This window comes from Streptomyces sp. NPDC051913 (assembly GCF_044593635.1).
Taxonomy (GTDB): Bacteria; Actinomycetota; Actinomycetes; order Streptomycetales; family Streptomycetaceae; genus Streptomyces.
This window is the reverse complement of sequence record NZ_JBIUCI010000031.1, coordinates 41,111-63,981: the sequence shown is the minus strand read 5'-3', so window position 1 is coordinate 63,981 and position 22,871 is coordinate 41,111. Positions and strand designations below refer to the sequence as shown.

Here is a 22,871-nt window from a genome sequence, read left to right as displayed (position 1 = left end):
TATCCAGTTACGGCCCGACCTCATCGACGGCTGCCTCGCCGGCACCGGACTCAGCCTCACCCACCACCCGACAACAATCCGAGGAGATCAGTAACTGCCGGGAGGGCAGCTCAGTCGACCGCTTCCAGGTCGAGAGCGGCGAGGGCGTCGCGCAAGGCGGCCCGGGAACTGATGTGGAGTTTGGGGTAGATCTGATACAGGTGCGCGCCGATCGTGCGATGTGACAGGAAGAGGCGCTCCGCGATCTGCTTGTTGGTCAGCCCGGTCGCGGCCAGCGTCGCGATCTCGCGTTCCTGGGCTGTCAGGACTCCCTTACCTGCCGCGCAGGTCGACGCCGCAACACCGCTCGCCCGCAGTTCGGACTTGGCGCGCACCACCCAGGGAGCCGCTCCCAGCTTCTCGAACGCCCCGCGCGCCAGGACCAGTTGTTCCCGCGCATCCTTGGTCGCGCGCCGGCGCCGGAGACGTTCGCCGTACAAGAGGCGTACCCGTGCGACATCGAAAGGCCATTCGGCGGGGTCGAGCAGGGACAGAGCCCGCTGGAACAGGGACAGGGCACCGTCGTCGGATGTCGTCAGTGCCTCGCAGGTCAGCACGAGCATGTGCAGGCGCGGGGAGAGCCGCGCCATCTCGGACTCCCGCAGGGCCGCCGCGTGGGTTGCGGCCTCAGTCAGCCGTCCTGATCTGACCGCGGCCTCCACCAGGTCCAGGGCGCCGGCCATGGCATGCGGCAGGTAGGGCGCGAGGGGTGTGAGCGGGCTGGTGGCGGTGGCCTGACGGAAGGCGGCCTCGACGTCCCCGTTGCCGAGCAAGGCCAGGCTCCTCGCGTGGAAGGCCAGTGACCGGGCGCCAAGGGCGCCACGGGGAACGGCCCAGGCTGCGATCTCCTCGCACAGCGCCTCGCAGGCTTCCACGTCACCGCGTGCTCCGGCCACCAGCGCCTGCACGAACTGGAACTTGCAGGCGAAGAACGGGTAGCCGTACTCCTTGCACAGCGCGAGCCCTTCGCCGGTCAGGCGCACGGCCTCGTCCCAGCGGCCCTTGTAGTAGTCGTCCAGGCCCAGGTGGATCAGCGCGGAGAGGTGTCTGCGGACGGGCGCGGCGCCCGCGCGGGCCTGCTCGACCAGACGCAGGGACGCTTCGCGCACGTCCGCCAGCCGGTCCGGGTAGACGGCGCAGGTACTGACCCGCACCACGTGCGTCGCGTCGCCGAGGTCGGCGAGCTGCTCGTCGAGGACCTGCAGCCCGCGGTAGCCGGTACGGGCGGGGTCGGCGAAGGTCTGGGCACACGCCCACAGCAGGTCGGGGGGTGCGGGCACCATCCGGTCCAGGGCCCGCAGCAACGGCGCCCACTTTTCCGGATCGCCGCTGTACCAGCACAGCGTGATCAGGGTGAACAGAGCTTCGACAAGAGCCTCGTCCGAGGCGTCGTAGCCGTGTCCACCGGCCTCGATCGCACCGACCAGCAGCCGGTGGGCGGTGTTGACGTCCCCGTCCTGGTTGATCAGCAGGAGCGCGGAGGCAGCCGCCGCGTGCAGGGACTCCTCCCGGACGGCCGGGTCGGCGCGGCGTGCACCGACGAGCAGACGCGAGGCGTCCGCCAGATCGCCGCCGGCGTCGGTGCCGATGTAGGCGGCCTCCGCGAGCCGGCGGCTCTCGTCCGCCGACGAGGGGCTGAGCTCCGCGGCGCGGGTAAGGGCGGCTACCGCACCCAGTGCGTCGCCTCGTCCGAGGCGTAGCCGGGCGGCCTGCTCCAGCAGTGCGGCGACGGTCTCGTCCCGGCCGGTCGTCGCCTCACCGAGATGGCCGGCGCGGCGCTCGGGCTGATCGACGAGGACGGCGGCGAGCGCCCGGTGTGCCCTGCGGCGTTCGGAGGCCGTGGCCTGCGCCACCACTGCGGAACCGATCAAGGGGTGGCGGAAGGACATCTTCCGGGAGGACGCCGAGACGGTCACCAGCCGGTCGCGTTCCGCCGACTCCAGAAAGTCGATGGCGTCGCGGTCGCCGGCTGCCGCCTCGATGACCGTGAGGTCACCGGTGCCTTCGAGCGCCGCGATCAACAACAGCGCGCGGCCGGGTTCGGGCAGATCGGCCACACGTGAGGCGAACAGTGCCTGAAGGCGCTCGGTCAGTGGCAGGACCGAGGGCACCGCGCCCGGCGCCGTGCGTTGCTCACGGTCGAGGGCGGCAGGCAGCTCCATCAGCGCGAGCGGGTTGCCGTGTGCCTCCGCCGCGATACGCCGCCGTATCTCGTGGGAGAGGCCCGGGTACGCCTCGGCGAGGAGTTGGGCCGACGCTGCGTCGTCCAGGGGCTGGAGGCGGTGCTCGGTGAGCCCGCTCGCCTCGAAGAAGCCCTCGGTGGTGACGCGCGAGGCGGCCAGGAAGCCGATGCGGCTGCCGACGAGCCGCCGCGCGATGAAGCCGAGGACGAAGGTGGTGGGCCGGTCCAGCCACGGCAGGTCGTCGACGACGATCAGGAGCGGGGCCCCTTGGGAGATCCTGCGCAGCAGCAGCAAGGCCGCGGTGGCGGTCAGCAACCGGTTCGGAGGCGGTCCGCTGCCGATACCGACCGCGACTTTGAGGGCGTCTCGGTGACCCGGGTCCAGGAGGTCGAACGATTCAAACAGCGGAACGAGCAGCTCGTTGAGGCCGGCATAGCTGACGTCCGCCTCGAACTGCACGCCGCTCACCCGCAGCACACGCGCGCCACTCAGTGCGGCCTGCGCCGCCACGGCGTCGAGGATCGCGGTCTTCCCGATCCCCGCCTCGCCCGACAGCAGCAGGGCCGCGCCGTGGCCGGAACCGCCGAAGTGGGACCGTACGAACTCCAGGTCCTCGTCCCGTCCGATCAGCCGCCCCGAAGCAGGACTCAACGACTGGGCCAGGTCGTTCATCGAGTTGCTGTCTCCAAGAACCGCGGTACCGAAAGGCGGGCGCTGCAAGCCACTGTTCACTGCGTCAACGCCTGCTCCCGCACCGTACGCGACCGTTCCCATTCAAGATCCCGACATCTGGCGTCTCAGGATACGACCGCCACAGCGGAACCATCTTCCACGGCAGTCACAGGTATCGGAGCGGTGAGGACACTTCGTAGGCGGGCTCCGTCTTTGGCGCGGTTCGCAGTTGACCGGTGGCCCGATCTGCCGCTCGACTCCCCCCGGGCGCCCTAACGAAGATCTATCCCGGAGCGATAACGACGGCAAAGTGCGGTGATCGCCAACGCTTGTACCTTCTGCGGCAGAGTTTCGGCGTCGTCGGAAGGGAGCCTCTTGTGGCTGTACGCAAAGCAGCGGCCGCGAACTCCGTGAGCCCGGCGGACATGCTGCTCGACATACGTGACGAGGTCCTGGACGCCTTACCCGTGACCAGGGTCCCGACTGACACGCTGGCTGTGGGGTCCTCGCCTCGCCTGGAAGGAGAGGACAGTGCCTACGCCCGGACGCTGGCCATGACGGAAGGTGTGCTTCCGCCCATCCTCGTGCATCATCCGACCATGCGTGTCATCGACGGTGGCCACCGTCTGGCCGCCGCACGGCTGGCTGGGCGTGACGACATCGCCGTCCGCTTGTTCCATGGATCCGTGGAACAAGCGGACTTGCTGTCCGTCGCGTGCAACATCGTTCACGGCCGACCACTGTCGACATCCGACCGGGTGTTTGCGGCAGGCCGGATCGTCGGGAACCATCCGGACTGGTCCGACCGCAGCATCGCTTCCCTGACGGGGCTTTCCGCATACAGAGTGGCCCAGATCCGAAAAGACGGCGGCAGTGAATCCAGCAGCGGCGACACGAGGGTTGGCCAGGACGGTCGCGTCCGGCCGCTCAACGCAGCCGAAGGCCGTGAACTGGCCTGCAGGCTCATGAGGCAGGAGCCAGAAGCCTCCCTGCGCCGGATCGCCCGGCAGGCCGGCATCTCGCCGGCCACCGTCGCGGACGTGCGTCGAAGACTGCTGCGGGGTGACGACCCGGTTCCCTCCCGGCTGCGGCGGCACCACACCGGTGGCGAGCCGGGCAAGGGCTCCGAGACCGACGGGGGCCGTCGCGCCGAGACAGCTGACGCCGTCACAGGGCGAGAGCGGGCGGCCGAGGTTCTGGAGAGGGAGCCCGAGGCTTCGCTTCGCCGCGTAGCCGCGAAGACTGGGATCTCCCCACCGACGGTTGCCGACGTCCGGCGGAGACTGCAGCGGGGCGACCACCCCGTCCCTGCCGGGCACCGAGTGGCGAGGGCTTCCCCGCCGAAGGCCGCGACCCCCTCGACCGAACAACTGCTCGCTCTCTCCGCGGTACTGCGCAAGGACCCCTCTCTTCGCTGCAACGAGGTCGGCCGCAAAGTCCTGCGTCTCTTCGACTCCTGCGCGGTGTTCGTCCAGCAGCAGCAGACGGTCGTCCAGCACATCCCGCCTCACTCCAGACACACCATGGCTGCCCTGCTCTCCGCCTATGCCGCTCTGTGGGAAACATACGCAGAGGAGCTGTTGCTCGAGATCCCCTCAGGGGAAGAGTCCCGATGGCGGTGACATGGGGAGTACATGTCCACCAGTCAACGCGACTCAAACATGTGTAGTCATCGCGCACCCAAGACATCCAGGATGTTTGCCATGGACGAAAACACCGACATTTTTGCACCCCTCGACCGGGTCGACTGGGAGGACCTCGAAGGGGTGTCCGCCACAACCTCGGATGTCTTCATGGGTCTCATGGGACAGGGCGTCCTACTCGGACTGCTCGCGAACATCGAGAGGCGACCTGAGCTCCGGGAGATGTGTGAGCATTACCCCACAGGTGAGAAGCTCGTGCTGTACCGATCCGACGCGAGCGACGTCCGGGTACGGCTTCACATATTTCACCCTGGACACCGCGACAAGCCGCACAACCACCGCTGGACGTTCGCCAGCAGGGTGCTCCACGGTGCGTACACCCACCGCCTCTACAGTCCGGCGGACATGACCGAGGCGGCTGCCGGCGGGGGACCGACCGTCGGCCTGCGGCCGGTCATGACACGTGTCGAATCGGCTGGTTCCTCCTACGTACTGCACCACAGGCAGTTCCACACCGTGGAAACGGAGACCGAGACCATCTCTGTGATCGTTCGAGGTCCCGCGGTGAAGGAGAGGTTCGCGGCGGTTGATCGCACGACTCGAACCCGGCAGTGGAATTACGGGGCGGGCGGCGAGAGCCGTGCGCAGCGAGCTGCGAAGTTCATGGACGACGGTCTGCTGACGAAGACGCTTGATCGCGCCATGACCCTACTTCAGCACACGGGGCTGGATCCGCTCTGACCTGACGGTCCCGTCGACGAGCGCAAGCCGGTGTGCGAAAGCCCCCGGACGGGCTGCTACGACTTCGGTCAGTTCCTCATCCGTGTAGCAGAGGGCGACGTCGTCGTCCACGGCATATCCGCCGGGAACGACACCCGCTTGTATCAGGTCGGACATGACTGCCATCAGGTTTCCGTCTGTGTCGGCGTGCGGGCCGAAACTGCCCGGCAGCAGGCCCAGTCCAGGCGCCCAGGTTGCTGGAGCCGGTCGGTGCGTGTCGGCCACGCAACGAGTGAACCAGCACATCGCTCCGGCGCTGACACCGGCCAGGACGGTCCCGCTGTTGTATGCCACACGCAGCGCGTCCGTCAGCCCGTGCAGGTCCCAGATCGGCTTGAGATGGTGTGGGTTGCCACCACCCACGTAGACGATGTCCTGCTCGGTGAGGAAGGCCGCCAGGTCCCGGGTGTGCCGCCGGAAGAGCGGCAGATCACTCAGGTGGCAGTCGGCCGCGGCGAAGGACCGGTAGAAGTTGAGGAGGTAGGCGTCCGCGTCCCCGGAAGCTGTGGGAACAAAACACACCTTGGGGCGGGTCACGTTCGGCATGTGCAGGATGTGCGTCTCGACCGAGGTCAGGCGTCGGGCTTCCGAGAAACCTCCACCTCCGACGGCCACGATACGACGCACCTCACGTCCCGGAAACGGGCCCATGGACTCCCCCTGCCTGCGTGTCGGAGCGCCGACAGTACCACTGAGATACACACCCAAGGAGTGCACATGTTCGCAGAAGCCACGGCAGGCGGCAGGGTCGCCGCCAAAGTCGCGTTGGCCCACACGACAGCCAGACTGGTCGCGGCTGAAGCCGGTGCGGACTGTGCGTTCGTCTCCGGCAGCATCACGGCAGGGCTGGGCAACGAGACAAGTGACGCGGATGTGTTCGTCGTTCTGACACGCGGATCCGCATCGCGCGCGAGCCGGCAGGTAGTCGTCGGACACGACAGGGTAGATATCGAGTACACCACCCCCGATGAACTGGAGTCCTTGGTCGAGCGCCTCCTCGGTCTCAGCATCGACCGGAGCAATGTGACTCGCTACCCGAGCGAATCCGACCTGGACACACTCGTACGCCTGCGCTACGCCGAGCCGGCGGTCTCCTCGCTCTGGCTCGAAGCGTTTCGGGAGCGACTCAGCCGGCACGACGAGGCCGTCCGGCGTCTTGTGATCGGCCGATGGGGTGTGATGGTCAACAGCGAACTGGAGGACCTCACCGGAATGGTGCTGAGCGAGGATCTCGACGGCGCCCGCCTGGTCGCAGGCAAGGCCGCAACGTTCGCGGCGAAGGCGGTGGCGGCTGCCGCCGGCGACGTCTATGTGGGCACGAAGTGGGTGTACTCACAGCTCAGGCGATCCGCACCGGCCGACTTCCCGATGACCGCGTTCCAGGACTGCGTCAGAGGCCGATGGGCCGACGTCGATCCGTGGCGGGGTGCCTCCACCCTGTGGAATCTGGCACAGACCTGTATGGCGGTGGCCTGGACGGTCGGCTGGCACACCACAGACATCTCCCGATGGCCGACCTGGATCCCGGGTGACATCGGCCTGCACCGGGTACCGACGCTGATGCCGATGAGACTGCTGGACACCGTCGTGCTCAACCATGAACTGCACCGGCAGGTGACCGTCGCACCGGAGATGGCGCTGGTGTGGAGTCTGTGCAACGGGCTGTCAGCACGCAACGTGGTGGATGTCGTACAGCCGTTGCGTGCGATCGCTCCCGAGTACGCGTCACTGGACGAGGAACGATGCCATGACATCCTCGTGCAACTGGAACAACATCGCCTCGTCGTCACGGGGGAACGTCCCGCGTTGGAGTTGCTGCCGTGCTGAGCGAACCGCTGAGTCGACGCCTTGTTCTCACGGATCGGCTGCGGGTCCGGGTAGAGCTGGAACGCCTCGGAAGGCCGGCTGCGGGTACGGTTCGGATCGCGGTGCGCGACTGCGGAGTCTGTGGTTCTGACCTCTTGCGATACCGGACCACCACAGCGGCTCACCGGAATTGGGGGCACGAGGCGGTCGGCACGGTGGTGGCGCTGGGTGCCGGGGTGAGCCCGGACTGGCGGGGGGCATCGGTGGCTCTGCACACCAGCGTGGCCTGTGCTGCCTGTTCCCACTGCCGCGCCGGACGTCAGGAGAACTGCACGCGCTGGGAGTACCGGGAAGTCGGCGGGTTCGCCGACTTGACCGACGTTCCCGTCACCCACGTGGAGAGACTGCCGGCACCGCTGACGGACGTCGACGTTCTCCTGGAGCCGCTCCATGTTGCCCTGGACCTCGTCGCGAGGGCAGCTGTGGAGCCCGGGGAGTCGGTACTCCTGTTCGGAATCGGGCCCATCGCATTGCTGACGCTGCGCTGTCTGCGACTGCGTGGCCTGGGGCCGGTCCGTGCAGTGCACCGCGGCCACCGACGGGCATGTGCCGCGCTCGCGAGTGCCTGGGGAGCCGAGATCTGCACCGCGCGCACCGCACCGCCCAGCCGGGTGGCCATCGTGACGGCACCATACGCGGCAATCCCTGAGGCCGCCCAGGTCGTGGAGCGCGGCGGGCGTATCGTCTACAACGGTCTCAGCGAGCCATCCGTCACGCCCCTGGATCTGCGCACACTTCAAGTGGGGCAGAAGTCGCTCGTCCCCTCGTTCCCCCATCCTCAGGAGTCCTTCTGCGCTGCCTACGACATCCTGCACGGCTCACCGGAGGAATTCGGCAGGATCATCTCGCACCGCTTCGACCTGTCCGAGGCGGACCGGGGCTTCGCGCTCCTTGAGCGGGATGTGTCCGACGCCGTCAAGGTCGTGCTGGGCGACTACGGGAAGCGTCGTCTGCGGCGTCCGTGACGATGAAGAGCAGGCTCTTCGAGCGGCGGCCACGCTGAGACGAAGTTGTCGTCAAGCCCGGCGGATGATCACATCTGATGTACCCCTCACCGTCGCACGGTGGTGCGCACGCCATCGCCGTAGACGTCGATGTGGGACAGCGCGTACGGCACCGAGTGATCGATGGCTGGCAAGACCAGGGTGTGCGGCAGGAAGTGACGCAGGGTCCACTTCAGGTGCGTCCGCATCCCGGCTTGCGTTCCGGTGCCGTGGGTGACGACCAGGGCGGCAGGGGATTCCAACGACATGTTCCTGAGCAGCCACAGCAGACCGAACGCGTCGAGGCATGCATCGTCCTTGAGCGGCACGACGATCGCCGAACCAGCAGTGCCCGCCAGGCGTTTGAGCACCTGGCGGGCGTCTGTCGTGTGCCGGGCCGTGCCGCGCAAGTCCACCACAGGCCCGCAGAAGGCGCCCACGGAACCGTAGACGGCCGTTCCGCCCCGCGTTGCCTGCCGCCGGACCAGTCTGCGCCGTTGCAGCCAGAACAGGCCTCGACCGCCGTCGATGATGAACTCGAGTTCGAGTAGTTCACCGGAGGGGACGCTCTCGGAAAGCGCCGAGAGGACGTCGATGATCTCCTGGACGATTGCCCGTGGAAGCCGTCGGGAGGCGTACAGGCTCTCCGCCGAGTCGAAGACGATCGCTTCCCCGCCCACGGGAGCGATTTCGACGACGTGGGTGTCCTGACCGAGGTAGGCGACGCCTTCGGCCGCCACGTCCAGCAGTTCCATGACGATGAGGCCGGCGACGCGCGGAGTCGCCGTGTTCACACCGGAACCTTCCATGCACAGGGACGTGTACGCCTTGTACAAGCCCGCGTACAGACCGAGCAGTTCCTGCTCGCGGTCGCCCGGCACCCGCAGGAAGGCGTTGGTGTCGACACCTGCGAGACGTTCCGAGCTGCCTTGCCAGGTCAGGCTGGTACGTATGACTGCCGGGGCGCTCAGGTTGACGCCGGTCCCAGCCAGGAACGAGGGGAACGCCCGGGCGACTTGGAGATGGGTCGGCGGGATGCTTCCGACCTCGGGGATCGCCGGATAGCCCAGCGGACGACTCCGACGTAGGTGCGCCAGGTTGAACTCGCGCACCACATCCGCTCCGACGATGTGGAACGCCGGGACTCTTCCACCGATACGGGAGAGTTCCTCGGAGAATTCGATCAGTTCCGCGGCTTTCACCCCGACTGCGGCACGCAGTGGTTCGGACGGCCGGTCGACCGACGGCTGATTCACTGGGAAGGTCCTCACGAAGACGTCGGGCAACGGCAGCAGCCGGTCAGGCCGATGGGTCCACCCTCAAGTAGCGTGCCGCGGCTCGCCCTTGCGGGGTCAGACGAGCCATCTCTGAAGCCGGGATGGCCGCCGCTGCCCCGGCCCAAGGACGCAGACCCGTGCTCACCTTGAGCATGGTGCGGCTTCGGGAGGTGGGCTTGACGCCCCGATGGAAACCGCGGGTGTCGGCGGCGATGAGATCACCGGTTCGCCCCGTGAGCACACGTATCGCGGCATCGCCATAGAATCCGGCCATTTCCCTCCGAGTCCAGGTCAGGGGATGGCGTCGCCACCGGTACGGCTTGCGCCGGTGGCTGCCCGCGACGAAGCAGAACGGTCCCTCCGCGACAGTCGGTACATCGGTGAGGTAGACGAAGAACTTCAGGAACCGCGTGTGCTGATAGTCGGCGTGAAACCGGTTGGCGCTCGACTCCGGAAGGTCGTTGGGATAGCTCTTGACCACCTTGGGCGAGATAAGGCCCGTCGGACAGCCGTAGTAGCCCTGGGCGATGCGCAGGACGATGTCGGAGAACAGCACCGAAGAGGCACTGGAACAGTTCATCAGGGGATCCGCGACGTAAATCATGCTCTCCTCCCGAGCCAGTTCCTCCTCCCCACGCGTCATCAGCTCCCGCAGCCGGGCCATCTCACCGGCATCCGCCTCCTGTTCCCGCAGGGGCTTGCGCACTCGGGCCGGCACGATGCGCCCGTCTCCCCAGGCTGCGTCCGCCTCGGACCTCACCCGCAGGAGCGCCGAGCGGTCCACGACATCGCGAAGGACGCAGTAGCCGTTGAGCCGGAGATCGCGCACCGCTTTTCGGGCCAGACCGTCTGGCGACCCGAAGCCGCTGTGGCGCAGGGCCGCCCGACGCTGGTCGATGAGAAACCGTAGCGATTCGTCCATTGCGCCCATGGTTCACGCTCCCTTCGGGGCCGTGTCGGTCGGGCCCGATGCGGGCCGAGCCTTCGTCACGCAGTGGCTGCGCCCCGTGCTCAGGTGGAGCATCGCCATGTGATGGCCGTGCCTGACGTACGGTCGTGGATGACGGAAGTCGTCGAGGAGCGAGGCCTGAAGCCCGGCCGCCTCCGCGTAGTGCGCCAGGGTGGCGAGGTCGTAGCTCCAGTCTTTGATGTCCGCCCTGCGGGGCCCGGGTGTGTCGTGCAGGTAGAACGTCGCCAGCAGACAGCCGGTCGGCGTCAGCATGTGGGGAACGGCGGAGATCAGGGTCTCGGTGTCCTTGGGGGCCATGTGTGTCAGAACCGACTGTGCCCAGATCATGTCGAAGCTCCGCCGGGCCAATGGAGCCAACCACTCCGTAGCGGGCAGCAGGACGAGGTCGGGACGGCGTGCGGCCAACTCGGCTGCGGCGATCCGGTCGGTGCCCAGATTGAGAGCCGTCCTGGAGATGTCCGCGCCCACGTACCCTCCAGGATCCAGGTATCTGATCATCGCCAGACCCGCGGCGACCGGACCGCAGCCGAAGTCGAGCAGCCGCATGCCCCGGCGCAGACCGTGTCCGAGGCAGTAGTCGAGCTGGAACTGTCTGCTGCTGTAACTGAAGTGATGGGGGTCGTCACGCCAGAGCCGGTCGTACCGCTGCTGCTGGTAGCGGAGATAGTTCTGCCCCCGCAGCCGGCAGAGGGCGTAGCGCCAGGTCTCCGCGATACGCCGGGAGAGAGTGATCGGGGGTGTCGCACGCGTACTGGCGCTCATGGAAACTCCCTTCTGCCTCTGTCGAAGCCCGGCCTGGTTTCCGCCACGTCGGCAGGTCTACTTGGGCCGGCCGATCCAGGTGCAGAGGTAGTCCTGGTGCACGAGGCGCTGTTCGGAGCGGATGACCGGCTGCTGCGGATACGTGAACCCGGGCGCCACGTCTTTCGGGCAGTACGGATCGCGCGCGCGCATGGACCGCTCGCTCTCGGTGTGCATGTGCTGAAGGTAGGAGCGGCCGGCGCAGCCACCGCCGCACTGGGCGAGCAGTTCACAGCCGGAGCAGCCGTCGATCTGATCGGGATTCTGGTTGCGCTGACGGAACACCCGGAACTGGGGCGTGTTGATGATGTCCTTGAGGCTGTGCTGGAGCAGATCGAGCGGTGCTTTGTAGTCATGCAGGTAGACGCAGGGGCTGGCGTAGATCTGCCCCTCGGGCGTGATCGAGTGAATCCTGAACGACGTACGTCCGCACGGGCACCGCTTGGCCCCCGCGAAGTCGGTCATGGCAGCTATCGGCGGCTCGCCCAGGTCGACAGGGTCGCACAGTTCCAGTAGCCGGGCGAAACCCTCGTAGTACATCTCGGCCGGCAGCGCGATCTCCATGTGCTCGGGTTGCACCGGCTTCACCGGGTTGATCCGTACGTTGGCGTCGTATTCCTTGGCCAGTGCGACTATCGCCTCGATATGAGGTATCGAGAAGTTCCACTTCATTCCGCACATGATGGCGGTGTGCGGCTTGTTCTCCTTCTGCGCGATCTTCATCGACTCGATCGCCTGGTTGTAGATGCGCGCGCCGCGGTTCTTGTTGTGCTCGTCCTCGAACGGGGAGTCGAAAGAGATGTCGATGTCGTTGAGGAGGTCAAACGATTCGCGGTGGTCGCGGTAGAGACGCAACAAGGTCACGCCACTGGTGGTCAGACCCACGATGATGCCGGCGTCGACCAACTTTTTGATGATGTACGGCAACTTGGTGTTGACGGGATTCGCGCCATTGGTGAAGAGGGGCTCGTTACCACCGAGGTTGACCGTCTCCACCCCGATACCGGACAGCTCATCGACGATTCGGTCGACCATCCACTCTTCCATGTCGGCGCCTTTGACTCGCGCGTTCATGCTGTAACAGTGGTTGCACCGGTAGGGGCAGTCGTTGCCCAGAGTCCAGCCGATATTGCGGATGGTGGGCGGGCATTCGGCCAGGTCGCCGAATTCATCCACCGGTCCGACGTTCAGCTGGTAGTGCTCAAACTCGTCGAAATCCTCTGGGTTGTAACGCTTGGGGGCGACGAGCGGCCACGCCAGCGGTGTGATGTTCGAGGGAGTGTCCGGCACGGATTTCTCCTTTGATCGGTCGGCGAACAGCCCGGAAAGGGCGTATGCATGCGATGCATCCACGGAGCGCGTCGGCGGACGGCATCGGTGGGCGGATTAGCGTTCGAAATGACGGGCGGCGACCTCGTGCACCAGCGACCGGATGGAGGAGGGTACGGAGGAGCGCACACACACCGAGAAGGACCAAAGATCGGCGTACCTGCGAGTGATGCCGAGAGCGTCCTCGCCGTATCCCCGGTGTGCCAGCGTGCCGAGAGACAGGACTTCGCCGTCGGACCAGCCGATGAGGACACTCGGGTCCTTCATCTGCATGGTCAGGGGCAGGCAGCTGACAACGATGTCTGTCTGTGCCAGCCCGGGGACCTCTTTTACCAGCTGTTCCTCGAGCACGTCCCGTTCGACCGGCACCGACGCTTCTCGCAACGTCGTCTCGGCTCGTTCGGAAAGCCGGTCTCGGTCCTCGATCCGGTAGGCCACGTCGAACAGGCGGCGGGATCGGAGATCAGGGATCACCGGACTCCCGAGCGGTCCCAGACTGACCTTCGACTCCCCGGCCTCCACCAGGTCGAGGAACTGATCGTCCCCCAGGACCAGCAGCTCCGACTCGTCGAAGGGGTCACCGACGTGGTGTGCGTTGAGGTTCCGGATGGCCTTGTCGAGCATGGCGTCGGCCGTCACCTTGCCGGAGGAGTACACGATCTGTTCGAGCGTCTGGTACCGCACTCGAAGCAACTCGATGACACCACTGACCACGGAGTGCCGGCGAGCGCCGCCCGCGTAGGCGCCGAAGCCGAAGCGGAACAGTCGGTCACCACCGGCGGCCGTGCTGCCGAGCAGCTCGCTCTCGATGTCGTTCGGCCGCGTGGCGAAGACGGCGGCATGTTCCAGCAGCTCCGTGTTGAAGTGCCACGGAGCACCCGCGCCGAGCGTGTCGCGCTGAGTGAAGTCGATGAGGTCAGCGCTGACCGTCGCGGTCACGAGCGTTTCCACGAAGGAGTACACGGGCAACAGGCGGACGATCTCGCCCTCGCTCTGGCAAGAGTGGTGTCCGGGCTTCCCGGCTAGCAGCAGAACCGATACTGCAATGGCCTCGACCGCATCGATGTGCCGTAGCAGCGAGTTGATGACGTCGGCTCGCTCCACGCCGTCGACATCCACGGCCGCCGTGGCGATCTCCTCACGGATGCGTGTGAGGTATCCCTGGAACCGAGGAACATTTCCGGGCGGCGCAAAGTACCCGAACTGATAGCTCAGCGTGTGTCCGAACGGCAAAAGGTCGGAGTCGTGGACCAGCGCGTAGATGCGCGCGAGAAGGTCCAGGGACAGCTCGGGTCCGAGCAACTCGTCGAGGTGGTCCAAACGCTCGGTGTTGCCCGGCAGCTCGACAAAGCCGTCGGCGACCGAATGGCAGAACTCGTTCGACCGCATTCGCTCGATGAAACGGGCCGTCCAGTAACTGGTCCCGATGCAGTGCGGCAGTCGAGTGTTCTCATTCGTGGGGATGGTCAGATACGCAAGTCCGGTCTGACGCAGCCGACTCATGCGCTGCACCGATCGAGTCTGCAGCACCATGCGCTCGGCGAGTGTCAGACGGTGAATGAGACCGGGATGAACGAACACCGACTCGGTAAGCGCAGCGAGTGCGCTGACGGCTGCGGTCTTGTGGGGGGTGGAAAGGGGACTCATTGCGCTCCCGCGGGGTCAGCGTCACACGGACCAGTAAAGCAACTTGAAGGTACCGCCGGGTTTCTGACGGAGCAACAACCACTAGGTGTTTCCCTCGTCAAGTCACCTGTAGCCGACAGGTGTTGACACATGTCATCGGGTGTGTGTAGCTGCGGCAGCTTCTCCACCGGTGGAGCACGTGTGTGCACCTCGTCTCCCGGCCAACTGTCAAACCTGTTCAGTTGAACGTTTTGACCGCGATGGTTCTGCGTCTAACGTCCGAGCCGTCGGTGAGGTCAACAGACTCACTGAAGGACACCCACGAAGGGAGATCGACATGGGCGAGAACCAGGTTGCCGAGCTTGAGGTGAACGAGTTCCCCGAGGCCCCGCTGGACGTCGAGACGGCGCTTGCGCTCGACGAGTCCGACAGCATCCAGAGCACCCTCGGCTGACCCCGCTTCGCTCACCAGGAACCCGGTGCCGACCGCTATCGGCACCGGGTTCTGACATCTTCGACGTCGCTGCACCTGTCGTACAGGTAGCTGTGGCGACAGCCCACCGGGAGGCGTCTGCACATGGACATTCCAAGGCCGAGCCGATGGCATTCCGCATTGCGGCTGTATCTCCTTGCGTACGCGGTCACGTCCTTCGGCTCGGGCATGATCTATCCGCTCAACGCGATCTATCTCTCGGAGCACCGTGGGATGGGCAACGGGGTGGTGGCCGCCTACTTCGTCGTCTTGTCCGTCTCGTCGATGGTCATCACCCCACTGGCCGCACTCTTCGTACCCAAAGTCGGCCCGGCCCGCCTCTTCGGCCTCGGACTCGCCGGCCAGGCGGCGGGCATGCTGATGATCGTCCTGATACCCGCCCTCTGGGCTCCGTACCTGGCCGCTCTCGTGGGCGGGGCGGGCGCAGGCGCCTACTACGCCATGCTCACTCCCGTGCTGGTCTCGGTCTTCGGACTCAACAACCTCAGTGAGGTCTTCGGGCAGCAGTACAGAGTGGCGAACCTGTCGATGGCAGCGTCCGGTCTCCTGGCGGGCGCGCTGGTGACGGGACTGGACTCGGCGGGTTTCGCCATTGGATACGTGTGCAACGGCCTGAGCTTCGTCGCCTTCGGTTTCATCGTTCTCGGCCCGGTGAGGCGACGAGCCGGTCGCGTTGGTGACCCTGCCGGCGCGACCGAGGCCTTGGAACGGCCGGACAGGCCCCGAACATGGCGGGGCGCGTGGGCACCCTACCGGGACCCGAGCTTTCTGCCGCTGCTGGGCGTGCAGGCAGGCATCGTGATCTTCGGCGTCGCGCAGCTCGACACCGTTGTTCCGCTGGTGCTCCACACCAGCGCCCATCTGCCTGTCTGGGGTATCACGACCGCTCTGGTGGTCAACTGCGTCACCGTCATGCTGCTCCAGGGGTGGGGAGTGCGCTGGGTGTCCGCCCACTCCACCGTCGCGGCGCTGCGCCTGGCGCTGGTGCTGTGGCTGGGGTCCTTGGTCTTCGGGGTGGCGGCGAACGCCGTTCCCTGGACGCAAGGCCGAGTCCTGGCGGTCATGTTGTACGCAGCCGTCTTCGGATGCGGCGAGGTTCTCGTCTCACCGAGTCTGCAGCCACTGGCGGCACGCACGGCGCCGGAGGGCGGCCTCGCGCCCTACACGGCGTCGCTGTCGCTCGCCTACAGCCTCGGCCTCGTCGTCGGCCCCGCCGTGATGCTGCAGGTGTTCTACCGACTCGGGTACGGGACCTATTGGACGATTCTGGGATGCGGCCTGGGGGCCGCCCTGGTGCTCTTGGCCGTCTTCAGCCGCCGGTCGGCCGCTGCACGGTGCGGGCTGACCGTGTACGCACCGGAGGCGGACGGTCCCGGCCCGGCGCGGGCCGCCTCATGAGCATCGTTTCGGTCGATGCCGGACCCGCGGTCCGCGACCTGGCCATCGAGTGGGCGGCGGCCTGCTCGCACTTCGACGAAGCTCTGGTCCACACTCAGAGCGCGGCGAGAGTCAGCGTTCTCACCCGTGGGCACCAGCGGCGTGGTCTGCACATCGAATACCAACAAGGCGTCAGTGTCCTCGTGCGCATGGGCCGTCGGTGGCTCCACCAACATGCCCCGGTAGAGACTCCGGCGCGCCTTGCGGACTGGCTGAGCGAGCTGTCCGGACGGCCGGTCACGGTCCCGGACGGGGCTCCGCCGCCCCCCGATGAGTGGATCAAGGAAGCCGTCTCACGGATCACACCGTCCGACGCGTGGTGGCGAGCCGTTCCCCACGACACGGACCTCACTGTGCAGGAGGATTTCGAAATACGTCACGTGGCGAGCGCTGACGCACACGGTGTCGCCACCGAGCACACGACAGGTGGTACCCGCCGACGCTGCACCGTTGTCCATCGCGTCGAGCACGGTTACGTGGGCAAGAGGCGCCACTACCGGAGCGGGCTCAAGGCCTTCGAGGAGCGCACGGCCATGGAACTCGCGGCACGCGCGCTTACTCAGGCCGTGCAGATCGCGGCGGCGGCGCCGGTGACGCGGCGGACCACTCCCGTGGTCTTCGCACCGGCGGTCGGCGCTGCCTTCTTCCACGAACTGGTGGGTCACGCCGCCGAGGCGGACAACCTTGCCGCCCCTGACAGCTACTTGGCGCGTCTGCTCGACCGAAGGGTGACCGACTCCGGCCTCGTGGTGATCGACGATCCCGCTCTGGAGGACGGCTTTGGATCGATGGCCGTCGACGACGAGGGAGCGCCGGCGCAGCCGGTCCGCCTGATCGACAGAGGAGTGGTGTCCGGTTCGCTCAATTCGCTTCGCACACGCGGCGGGGGCGCCCGCAACGGGCACGGCCGCCGCGCGAGCTTCCGGGCTCCGGCCCTGCCGCGTGCGACGAACCTGGTCATCGGACCTGGTCCAGCCGGGCCCGCTGATCTGACCGCGCCGGGCGCGGGTGAGCTCCTGCTGATCTCCGCACTGGGCGCCGGTGGCGTCCACCCGCACTCGGGGGAGTTCCTGTTCACCGCGTCCGAGGCGTATCTGATCACGAAGCAGGGCCGCCGACCGCTGCGGGACGTGCATCTCACCGGCATGGCGACTGACGCGTTGGCCCGTCTGACCGCGATCGGCTCCGACGGCGCGACCGACAGCGCGGCCTGTCTCAAGCGCGGCCAGGCGATCGGCGTCGGCTTTTCCTCTCCTTCGATCCGTTTCGACGAGTTGACCTGGTGGAGCTGACGTGGAACCGCGCAAACAGCACGCGATGATCCTGGAAGCGGCCCAGCGGATCAGCTCGCTGGCCAGACGCGGCGAGACGGTGGAGGTGCACCTCGCGTCGACCGCGACGCGGACTCGCCGACTGATCGGCGGCCGTGCCACGGCCACCGCGTCGGACGTGGCGGGGCTGCTCCGATTCGTCGCGGACGGACGTGAGGTGTTCGCCTCCTTCGACGCCGCCTCGCACTCCCGTGCCGAGCAGGTGCTCGCCCTGTGTCGGCAGGCGGTCGCGGCGGCTCCCCTGTCGACCGACGCCACCGAAGGCGACGAGGCAGCGCATGCGGGCCCCACCTGCAGCCCCCTGGCGCCGCTCGCGTGCTCCTGCCCGCGCACGGCCGAAGAGCAGGGCTCAGCCCCCGAGGATCTCAAAGACCGACTGACGGAGGCCGCTGCGGGTGCCCTCACCGAGGCGCTGGTCGAAGAGAAGAGCACGGCGGTCGTGTTCGTCTCATCGGCAGGCACCGTGCGTTCGTACACTCGGGCTCTGGCGCGTGCCAAGGTGACGACAGGTGCCGACGGCGCATCCGGGACCTCCACCGTTCATGCCTGCCACCCGGGCCGCCTCGACCTGCCTACCCTGGTGTCGACGGCTCGGTGGTCCGGTCAGTTCGCTGCGGTCCGGCAGACAGGGCGCCGGCCGTCCGTACCGCACACTCTCGCGCAGCGGCGGGCCCTGTTCATGCCCGCCGCTGCGGCCTCTCTGGTGCACCTGATTACCTTTCACCTCCTGGACAGCGGCGATGAGAGCCGGGACGGCTCCACCGGACTCTCGCTCTGCGACGATCCGCATGCCGCAGGCGGTCCGTTCGCCAGCGCCTTTGACGAGGAGGGGGTGGCCTCGGTTCCAGTGGTCCTGTGGAGCACAGCGACCGGCCGCGGGTCCCTGGTGAGCCGCCATGGGTGGCTGGGCGCGCGGCCCATCGGGCCCGGGACCGGACTCACCGGTCATGCCCGCCGGCGTGACCTGGACGTCATGCCGACGCCACAGCCCACCAACGTCCGGCTCACGGGCCCGCGGCCGCCGGCCGCGACCGGTTGGGAGGGGACCGTCGTCTACGGGATCGACGGTCTGGACAAGCAGGCTCACCACGCCGGTGCCCGGCTCTCTGTCGCTCTGCTGTCTGCCCACGTGCGCGACGGCCGGGTGCAAGGCCTCCATGAGCCGGTTCGACTGACTGGCACGGCCTATGAGTTGCTGCACCGCATCACGGCTCTGGGGCCCCCGCTGTACTACCAGCCCGGTTCCCAGTTCGCCACGTCGGCGTCCTGGATGGTCGTCGACACGACTGCCTAGCCTCGGGTCGGCAGGGTGGCGACGTAACGTGGTCCTCGGCGAGCAGGTCACTTCTCAAGCAGCCGGGCTCGCAGCGCCTCGCGCACCTGCCGTGTGACACCGAACGGTGCCAGTGCGTGCTCCAGATCGCCGTACCGGGAACGGACGGAAGCGAACAGCCGATGGACCGCCTCCGGGCGGGTGCGGCCCAGCTCGGCAACAGCATCGATGCCCCGCTCCCACCGAAGACGTCGGCTCCACTGCGCCGGTGCCGCCGCCTCGCTCGTCAATGCATACTCCTGTGCGATTTCCTGGTCGGGGGCGCCCAGGAGACCCAACAGCACGGCCACCGCCAGCCCCGTCCGGTCCCGGCCGAGAACGCAGGACACAACCACGGGCACGACGTCGTCGCGGGCGAGAGCACATACCAGCGCGGCCAAGTCGGGGCGTGCGGCGGCAAACGCGCCCGTGAGGAGTGCGCTCTCGTCAGTCCCCGGCTCGGGAGGGCCGTCACTGCGGCGGAGCGGGAAGCTCTCATGCCTGACACCTGCGGCGGAGAGCCTCGTCACGAGGTCCGGCTCGACCTCCCGGGCGCGCCGCAGATCGTACACACGAGCGAGCCCCAGCTGCTGCCCGAGCACGTCCAGATCCTTCTGGGACGCCGGCATGAGCCAGCCACTGCGGTACAGAACTCCCCGCCGCAACGGTCCGGTCGGGGTGGATATGCCTGTCACTTCCCTGAAATTGCCGATCGCCTCGAACGGTGTGCGGGTCACAGGCCGAGCACCTCCAGGGACAGATGCCGGCCAACCGCGTCGGCCCACAGATCCGCCAGGACATCGGGTGTCCGCTGATCCGCGTCGTCGTGGACCGTGAGTCTGGGGATCACTCCGATGAGCGGGAGACCCGTGTACGTGGTGACGGTCCGCGACCAGGAAGCCACGTCAGCGCCGGGCAGCGGACCGCTGAGAAGGTATCCGATCACATAGCGGCGCACGTCCCGGGGAAGCAGCGTATAGGTGCCGCACAGCGCGGCCTGAGAACCACCGGCACCGCTGTAGTGCGACAGCAGAATTCTCGGCCGCGCCGAGGCACCTTCCGCCAAGATGCGGACGACCTCCAGGTTGGCCAGGTCCCGCACTGCGTCCAGCGGACTGCCGGCACCTTCCACCAGCAAAGTGGAGTCCAGGGACGATAGCCGGGACAGCGCTGCACGGACTGTCGCCACCAGCCGGGTGGCGACTTCCGGGGGCAACTGCGCCAGATCGAGTGTGTCGGGCGTGGCGAGGGGGACAGGACCGGCCTTGGTGGTGCCCATGGCGAGCGTCAGGGAGTCCCGACGCAGGGTCACTGGGCTCAGCTCCGGTCGCCACCGGGTGCGGGCGGCGGCCACGTGCAAGGGGATGGGGCACTCGCCGGCCTGTTCGGATTCGACCACTGTCACCGCCTTGAACGGCGTGACCTGGCGGCCATGACGGACGAGGTGACGGGCCAGCCCGACGCTGATGTGCGTCTTCGACGAGTTCGGGCCGGTGCCCCAGACGATCAGGGGAGCTGGTCTCATCTGTGCGTCGTCACTCACCGTCGACCTGCCTCGCCTTGTCGGGGCGTCCCATCCGCCTGTAGAAGAGGGCGAGTTCAGGCCGGGCGGCGACCGGCACCCGCAGATCGCGGAACGGCTCGAAGACGCGCCGATCGGCTACCGGGGCCGGACTGAGCCATGTTCCGGACTCCAGACGGATCTCGAGGCCGCCCATGATCTCCACGATCGCGGGCCCCAGGCGAGTACGGCCGAAATGTGAGCGGACGTGTTCCGCCGCGGAGAACGAGACCGGTCTGAGCACTGTGCCACCGAGTAGGTCCTGGATCAGATACGCGCCCTGTGCATCACATTCCACGTCGACGTCGTGGCATCTCACTGGCACACCGTGCAGAGCGGCGGCCACGCTTCCGGTGAACATCCATGACGCCTGGGAGTCGAGGAGCCCGCTTGCGACCTCCCACACCGCTTGGTCGATCTCCTCCGGCTTCAAGCGACGCTCCCCATCCGCCGGGCGCGCTCCTGCCAGGTCGCCCAGGTCTCGGCGCCACCGTCTGCGGCCCGGACGCGCAGCGGGACGTATCCCCGGCCCATCAGCCGCCGGTGCATGGCCGCGTACCCCATGCTCTCTGCGTGCGTGAGAGTCTGGAACTCCCGGGTCGCCTCGAAACGGAGATCGACGCTCCATCGCACCGAGTCGGACCTGTTCTCCGTGCCGGTGTGCAGGAGAAGGCTGTTGAACACGACGACATCCCCCCGCGCCATGGGCAGCAGGGTGACAGCGGACTCCCGTGCACGCGTAGCGCCGAGCTGGTAGATGCGCAGTTGCCGGTCCCGTGTGCTTTGAGGAACGTTGTCTTCGCCGACGGCTTCGGAGAGCAGCCCCCAGCGATGACTGCCGGGTACGACGGCGAGACACCCACGATCCTCGCCGGCGTCGACGAGCGGAATCCAGACCTGCGCCATGCGGTGGGCCATCAGTTCTGTGCCGTGTCCGTAGAACTGAGCGTCCTGATGCCAGGGGACGGGCACCAGGCGTCCGGGCGTATGGGCGCGGAGGTGGCCATTGCCTTGGTAAGTGATGTCGGGACCCAGCACATCGGTCAGCAGCGCGGTCAGCGACGGGTCACACATCAGGTCTCGTGTCTGCCGGCAGAACAGCAGTTTGTCGAAGGCTCGCGGAGAGACTGGCCGGGCTCCGGCGACGGCCGGCAGGCGCTTCTCGATCGGCAGGTCGCGGTGGGCGCAGTCGATCTCACCGGCTTCCATCGCTGCTGCGGCGAGTTCGGAAAGGTGCTGGTCGATCACGTCGCACAGGGCGTCCAGCAGCGCGCCGGGAATGACGTTGCGGTGCACCGCGAATCCCTGTTCGTCGAAGGTCTCGCGGCCGTTCGTGTCAGTCACCGCGTGGTCCTTCGACGATGGCGGCGATGCCGTCGAGTTCGGTCAATGCGTCCATCTCCTCTCGCAGCACAGCCATGGTCAGATCGAGCAACGCGTCGACGATCCAGCCGGGCTGCCGCGGATAGTAGGTGGGGTTGGTCAGGACCAGCAGCCGCTTCGCGAGAAAGGGGGGGTATGAGTCGCGGGCGAAGGTGTTTCCCGACAGGCCCAGGTAGGTCTGGACTGTGTCGTGATACGCCTGTCGATAGGCGCCCTGGAAAGCCTGATGGGTTCGTAGGCTGAACCAGATGTAGTTGACGAGCAGCGCGGCGAGGTCGTCCGCGACGTCTCCCGTGCCAGGCAGCCGTGCGCCCGTGACCGTCACGGTGTCGCCCTGCAGGAAGATGTTCCACGGGTGGAAGTCATGATGAGTACGGTGCAGACGCCCCTCGTCCGGGAGCCGGATGCGCCAGTCCGTCAGCCGGTGTTCCAGTTCGCGGTGCATCGCGGACCGGTGGCCCCAGCGCTCCGTACTGCTGTCAATGAGGCGGAACGTTGCGTTCATCAATGTGTCCCGGATGCTGCGGCGGTACAGCGTTCCGTCGTCCTGGACCGGCACGTGCAGTTCGGCCAGGTATGCGGCAAGCGCGGCGGCGTCCTTCGCGTGGAGGCCGTTGTCGAGGCACACCAGCCTGTCCGCCAGGAGATCGCCTGGTATCTCCGGTTCCATCAGGCACCAGTCGGCGGCGGGCCGGTCCACTCGTACCAAGCGGTCTCCGTCGAGGGAGACGGCATTCACCTGCACATGCCCTGGAATCCGGGAGTAACCCTCCATGCGCCAGGCCAGCTCGCGGGCGCGATCACTGAGCAGTGTCTCCCCATACAGGGCCTCGTGCGGCGTTTTGAGGAAGAAGGCCGCGGTGTCGCCACCAGGCTTGACCACGGCCACTCGGACCGAACGGGTCATCCCGTGCTTCTTGGCGCCGGTCTCGTAGTCGGTGTCGACACCGGTCACCTCGACGGGCAGGGAGAGGAGTTCACTCATCGCGGTACTCCAACGCTCCGGCGTGGTGCCCAGGGCACGGATGAGTTCGTCTAGCGCGGGCAAGAGGGCTCCTTGGGCTGTCAGCGAGACGCAAGCTACCCGCGGCAGGAGTCGTGCACACCTATCAAGTGCCGAGAGCGCCGAGGACGAGATATGTATCTAAAGTCGGTGCCCGGCCTCACTCCGAACCGCCCTGGTTA

19 protein-coding genes are annotated in these 22,871 nt (G+C 67.1%); 7 read left to right on the top strand and 12 right to left on the bottom strand.

Features of this window, described 5'->3' with window-relative positions:
• Positions 1 to 110: 110 nt before the first annotated feature.
• Positions 111 to 2,894, bottom strand: a complete 2,784-nt coding sequence (locus ACIHIX_RS46040) for an AAA family ATPase (protein ID WP_399966648.1) — start codon at positions 2,892 to 2,894, stop codon at positions 111 to 113.
• Positions 2,895 to 3,319: 425 nt separating this feature from the next.
• On the opposite strand from ACIHIX_RS46040, the gene ACIHIX_RS46035 reads away from it, so the two are divergent.
• Together ACIHIX_RS46035 and ACIHIX_RS46030 are read left to right on the top strand one after the other, a co-directional pair.
• Positions 3,320 to 4,516, top strand: coding sequence for a ParB N-terminal domain-containing protein (locus tag ACIHIX_RS46035; protein ID WP_399966649.1), 1,197 nt, complete (start codon positions 3,320 to 3,322; stop codon positions 4,514 to 4,516).
• Positions 4,517 to 4,597: 81 nt separating this feature from the next.
• Entirely contained in the window at positions 4,598 to 5,278 is a 681-nt protein-coding gene (locus ACIHIX_RS46030) for a hypothetical protein (protein ID WP_399966647.1), read from the top strand.
• Here ACIHIX_RS46030 and ACIHIX_RS46025 read toward each other — a convergent pair.
• On the bottom strand, positions 5,246 to 5,932 hold the full coding sequence (locus ACIHIX_RS46025) for a Type 1 glutamine amidotransferase-like domain-containing protein (RefSeq protein ID WP_399966646.1): 687 nt from the start codon (positions 5,930 to 5,932) through the stop codon (positions 5,246 to 5,248). The genes ACIHIX_RS46030 and ACIHIX_RS46025 overlap by 33 nt on opposite strands.
• 102 nt (positions 5,933 to 6,034) lie before the next feature.
• On the opposite strand from ACIHIX_RS46025, the gene ACIHIX_RS46020 reads away from it, so the two are divergent.
• Complete coding sequence (locus tag ACIHIX_RS46020) at positions 6,035 to 7,144, top strand: hypothetical protein (protein WP_399966645.1); 1,110 nt, start codon at positions 6,035 to 6,037, stop codon at positions 7,142 to 7,144.
• Entirely contained in the window at positions 7,138 to 8,148 is a 1,011-nt protein-coding gene (locus ACIHIX_RS46015; RefSeq protein ID WP_399966644.1) for an alcohol dehydrogenase catalytic domain-containing protein, read from the top strand. The genes ACIHIX_RS46020 and ACIHIX_RS46015 overlap by 7 nt, the downstream gene beginning before the upstream one ends.
• Before the next feature lie 86 nt (positions 8,149 to 8,234).
• On the opposite strand, the gene ACIHIX_RS46010 is transcribed toward ACIHIX_RS46015, so the two are convergent.
• From ACIHIX_RS46010 to ACIHIX_RS45990, 5 genes are all read right to left on the bottom strand, one after another.
• Positions 8,235 to 9,452: a hypothetical protein gene (locus ACIHIX_RS46010; protein WP_399966643.1), complete on the bottom strand. Its 1,218-nt coding sequence runs from the start codon at positions 9,450 to 9,452 to the stop codon at positions 8,235 to 8,237.
• 13 nt (positions 9,453 to 9,465) lie between these two features.
• Positions 9,466 to 10,374 carry a phytanoyl-CoA dioxygenase family protein gene (locus ACIHIX_RS46005; protein WP_399966642.1) on the bottom strand — a complete coding sequence of 303 codons (909 nt, stop codon included), beginning with the start codon at positions 10,372 to 10,374 and terminating at the stop codon, positions 9,466 to 9,468.
• 3 nt (positions 10,375 to 10,377) lie between these two features.
• Entirely contained in the window at positions 10,378 to 11,175 is a 798-nt protein-coding gene (locus ACIHIX_RS46000; protein ID WP_399966641.1) for a class I SAM-dependent methyltransferase, read from the bottom strand.
• Positions 11,176 to 11,232: 57 nt separating this feature from the next.
• Positions 11,233 to 12,504: a radical SAM protein gene (locus ACIHIX_RS45995; RefSeq protein WP_399966640.1), complete on the bottom strand. Its 1,272-nt coding sequence runs from the start codon at positions 12,502 to 12,504 to the stop codon at positions 11,233 to 11,235.
• A 96-nt stretch (positions 12,505 to 12,600) separates the two neighbouring features.
• A complete protein-coding gene (locus tag ACIHIX_RS45990) occupies positions 12,601 to 14,190 on the bottom strand; it encodes a hypothetical protein (protein WP_399966639.1) in 1,590 nt (529 codons plus the stop codon).
• A gap of 592 nt (positions 14,191 to 14,782) precedes the next feature.
• Between ACIHIX_RS45990 and ACIHIX_RS45985 the strand changes: the two genes are divergently transcribed.
• The 3 genes from ACIHIX_RS45985 to ACIHIX_RS45975 all read left to right on the top strand — a co-directional run bounded on the left by ACIHIX_RS45985 (position 14,783) and on the right by ACIHIX_RS45975 (position 18,724).
• Positions 14,783 to 16,060 carry an MFS transporter gene (locus tag ACIHIX_RS45985; RefSeq protein WP_399966638.1) on the top strand — a complete coding sequence of 426 codons (1,278 nt, stop codon included), beginning with the start codon at positions 14,783 to 14,785 and terminating at the stop codon, positions 16,058 to 16,060.
• A gap of 419 nt (positions 16,061 to 16,479) precedes the next feature.
• Positions 16,480 to 17,391: a TldD/PmbA family protein gene (locus ACIHIX_RS45980; RefSeq protein ID WP_399966637.1), complete on the top strand. Its 912-nt coding sequence runs from the start codon at positions 16,480 to 16,482 to the stop codon at positions 17,389 to 17,391.
• A gap of 25 nt (positions 17,392 to 17,416) precedes the next feature.
• Positions 17,417 to 18,724: a metallopeptidase TldD-related protein gene (locus tag ACIHIX_RS45975; protein WP_399966636.1), complete on the top strand. Its 1,308-nt coding sequence runs from the start codon at positions 17,417 to 17,419 to the stop codon at positions 18,722 to 18,724.
• A gap of 47 nt (positions 18,725 to 18,771) precedes the next feature.
• Here ACIHIX_RS45975 and ACIHIX_RS45970 read toward each other — a convergent pair whose 3' ends face one another.
• Genes ACIHIX_RS45970 through ACIHIX_RS45950 form a run of 5 tightly spaced genes read right to left on the bottom strand, consistent with a single transcriptional unit; the run spans position 18,772 to position 22,671 of the window.
• Positions 18,772 to 19,479, bottom strand: a complete 708-nt coding sequence (locus tag ACIHIX_RS45970) for a tyrosine-protein phosphatase (protein ID WP_399966635.1) — start codon at positions 19,477 to 19,479, stop codon at positions 18,772 to 18,774.
• Complete coding sequence (locus ACIHIX_RS45965; RefSeq protein ID WP_399966634.1) at positions 19,476 to 20,267, bottom strand: hypothetical protein; 792 nt, start codon at positions 20,265 to 20,267, stop codon at positions 19,476 to 19,478. Before ACIHIX_RS45965 ends, ACIHIX_RS45970 begins: the two co-directional genes overlap by 4 nt.
• A gap of 10 nt (positions 20,268 to 20,277) precedes the next feature.
• Positions 20,278 to 20,736 carry a nucleotidyltransferase domain-containing protein gene (locus tag ACIHIX_RS45960; protein WP_399966633.1) on the bottom strand — a complete coding sequence of 153 codons (459 nt, stop codon included), beginning with the start codon at positions 20,734 to 20,736 and terminating at the stop codon, positions 20,278 to 20,280.
• Entirely contained in the window at positions 20,733 to 21,647 is a 915-nt protein-coding gene (locus ACIHIX_RS45955) for a phytanoyl-CoA dioxygenase family protein (RefSeq protein WP_399966632.1), read from the bottom strand. Before ACIHIX_RS45955 ends, ACIHIX_RS45960 begins: the two co-directional genes overlap by 4 nt.
• The gene (locus tag ACIHIX_RS45950) at positions 21,640 to 22,671 is read right to left on the bottom strand and encodes a hypothetical protein (protein ID WP_399966631.1); all 1,032 of its coding nucleotides are present in this window, start codon (positions 22,669 to 22,671) and stop codon (positions 21,640 to 21,642) included. Before ACIHIX_RS45950 ends, ACIHIX_RS45955 begins: the two co-directional genes overlap by 8 nt.
• Positions 22,672 to 22,871: the final 200 nt, after the last annotated feature.

Coding starts and splice junctions, on each gene's coding strand:
- ACIHIX_RS46030 (WP_399966647.1), top strand. CDS start 4,598: ATGGACGAAAACACCGACATTTTTGCACCCCTCGACCGGGTCGACTGG.
- ACIHIX_RS45950 (WP_399966631.1), bottom strand. CDS start 22,671: ATGAGTGAACTCCTCTCCCTGCCCGTCGAGGTGACCGGTGTCGACACC.
- ACIHIX_RS46040 (WP_399966648.1), bottom strand. CDS start 2,894: ATGAACGACCTGGCCCAGTCGTTGAGTCCTGCTTCGGGGCGGCTGATC.
- ACIHIX_RS45990 (WP_399966639.1), bottom strand. CDS start 14,190: ATGAGTCCCCTTTCCACCCCCCACAAGACCGCAGCCGTCAGCGCACTC.
- ACIHIX_RS46020 (WP_399966645.1), top strand. CDS start 6,035: ATGTTCGCAGAAGCCACGGCAGGCGGCAGGGTCGCCGCCAAAGTCGCG.
- ACIHIX_RS46000 (WP_399966641.1), bottom strand. CDS start 11,175: ATGAGCGCCAGTACGCGTGCGACACCCCCGATCACTCTCTCCCGGCGT.
- ACIHIX_RS45975 (WP_399966636.1), top strand. CDS start 17,417: ATGATCCTGGAAGCGGCCCAGCGGATCAGCTCGCTGGCCAGACGCGGC.
- ACIHIX_RS46005 (WP_399966642.1), bottom strand. CDS start 10,374: ATGGGCGCAATGGACGAATCGCTACGGTTTCTCATCGACCAGCGTCGG.
- ACIHIX_RS46035 (WP_399966649.1), top strand. CDS start 3,320: ATGCTGCTCGACATACGTGACGAGGTCCTGGACGCCTTACCCGTGACC.
- ACIHIX_RS45965 (WP_399966634.1), bottom strand. CDS start 20,267: ATGAGACCAGCTCCCCTGATCGTCTGGGGCACCGGCCCGAACTCGTCG.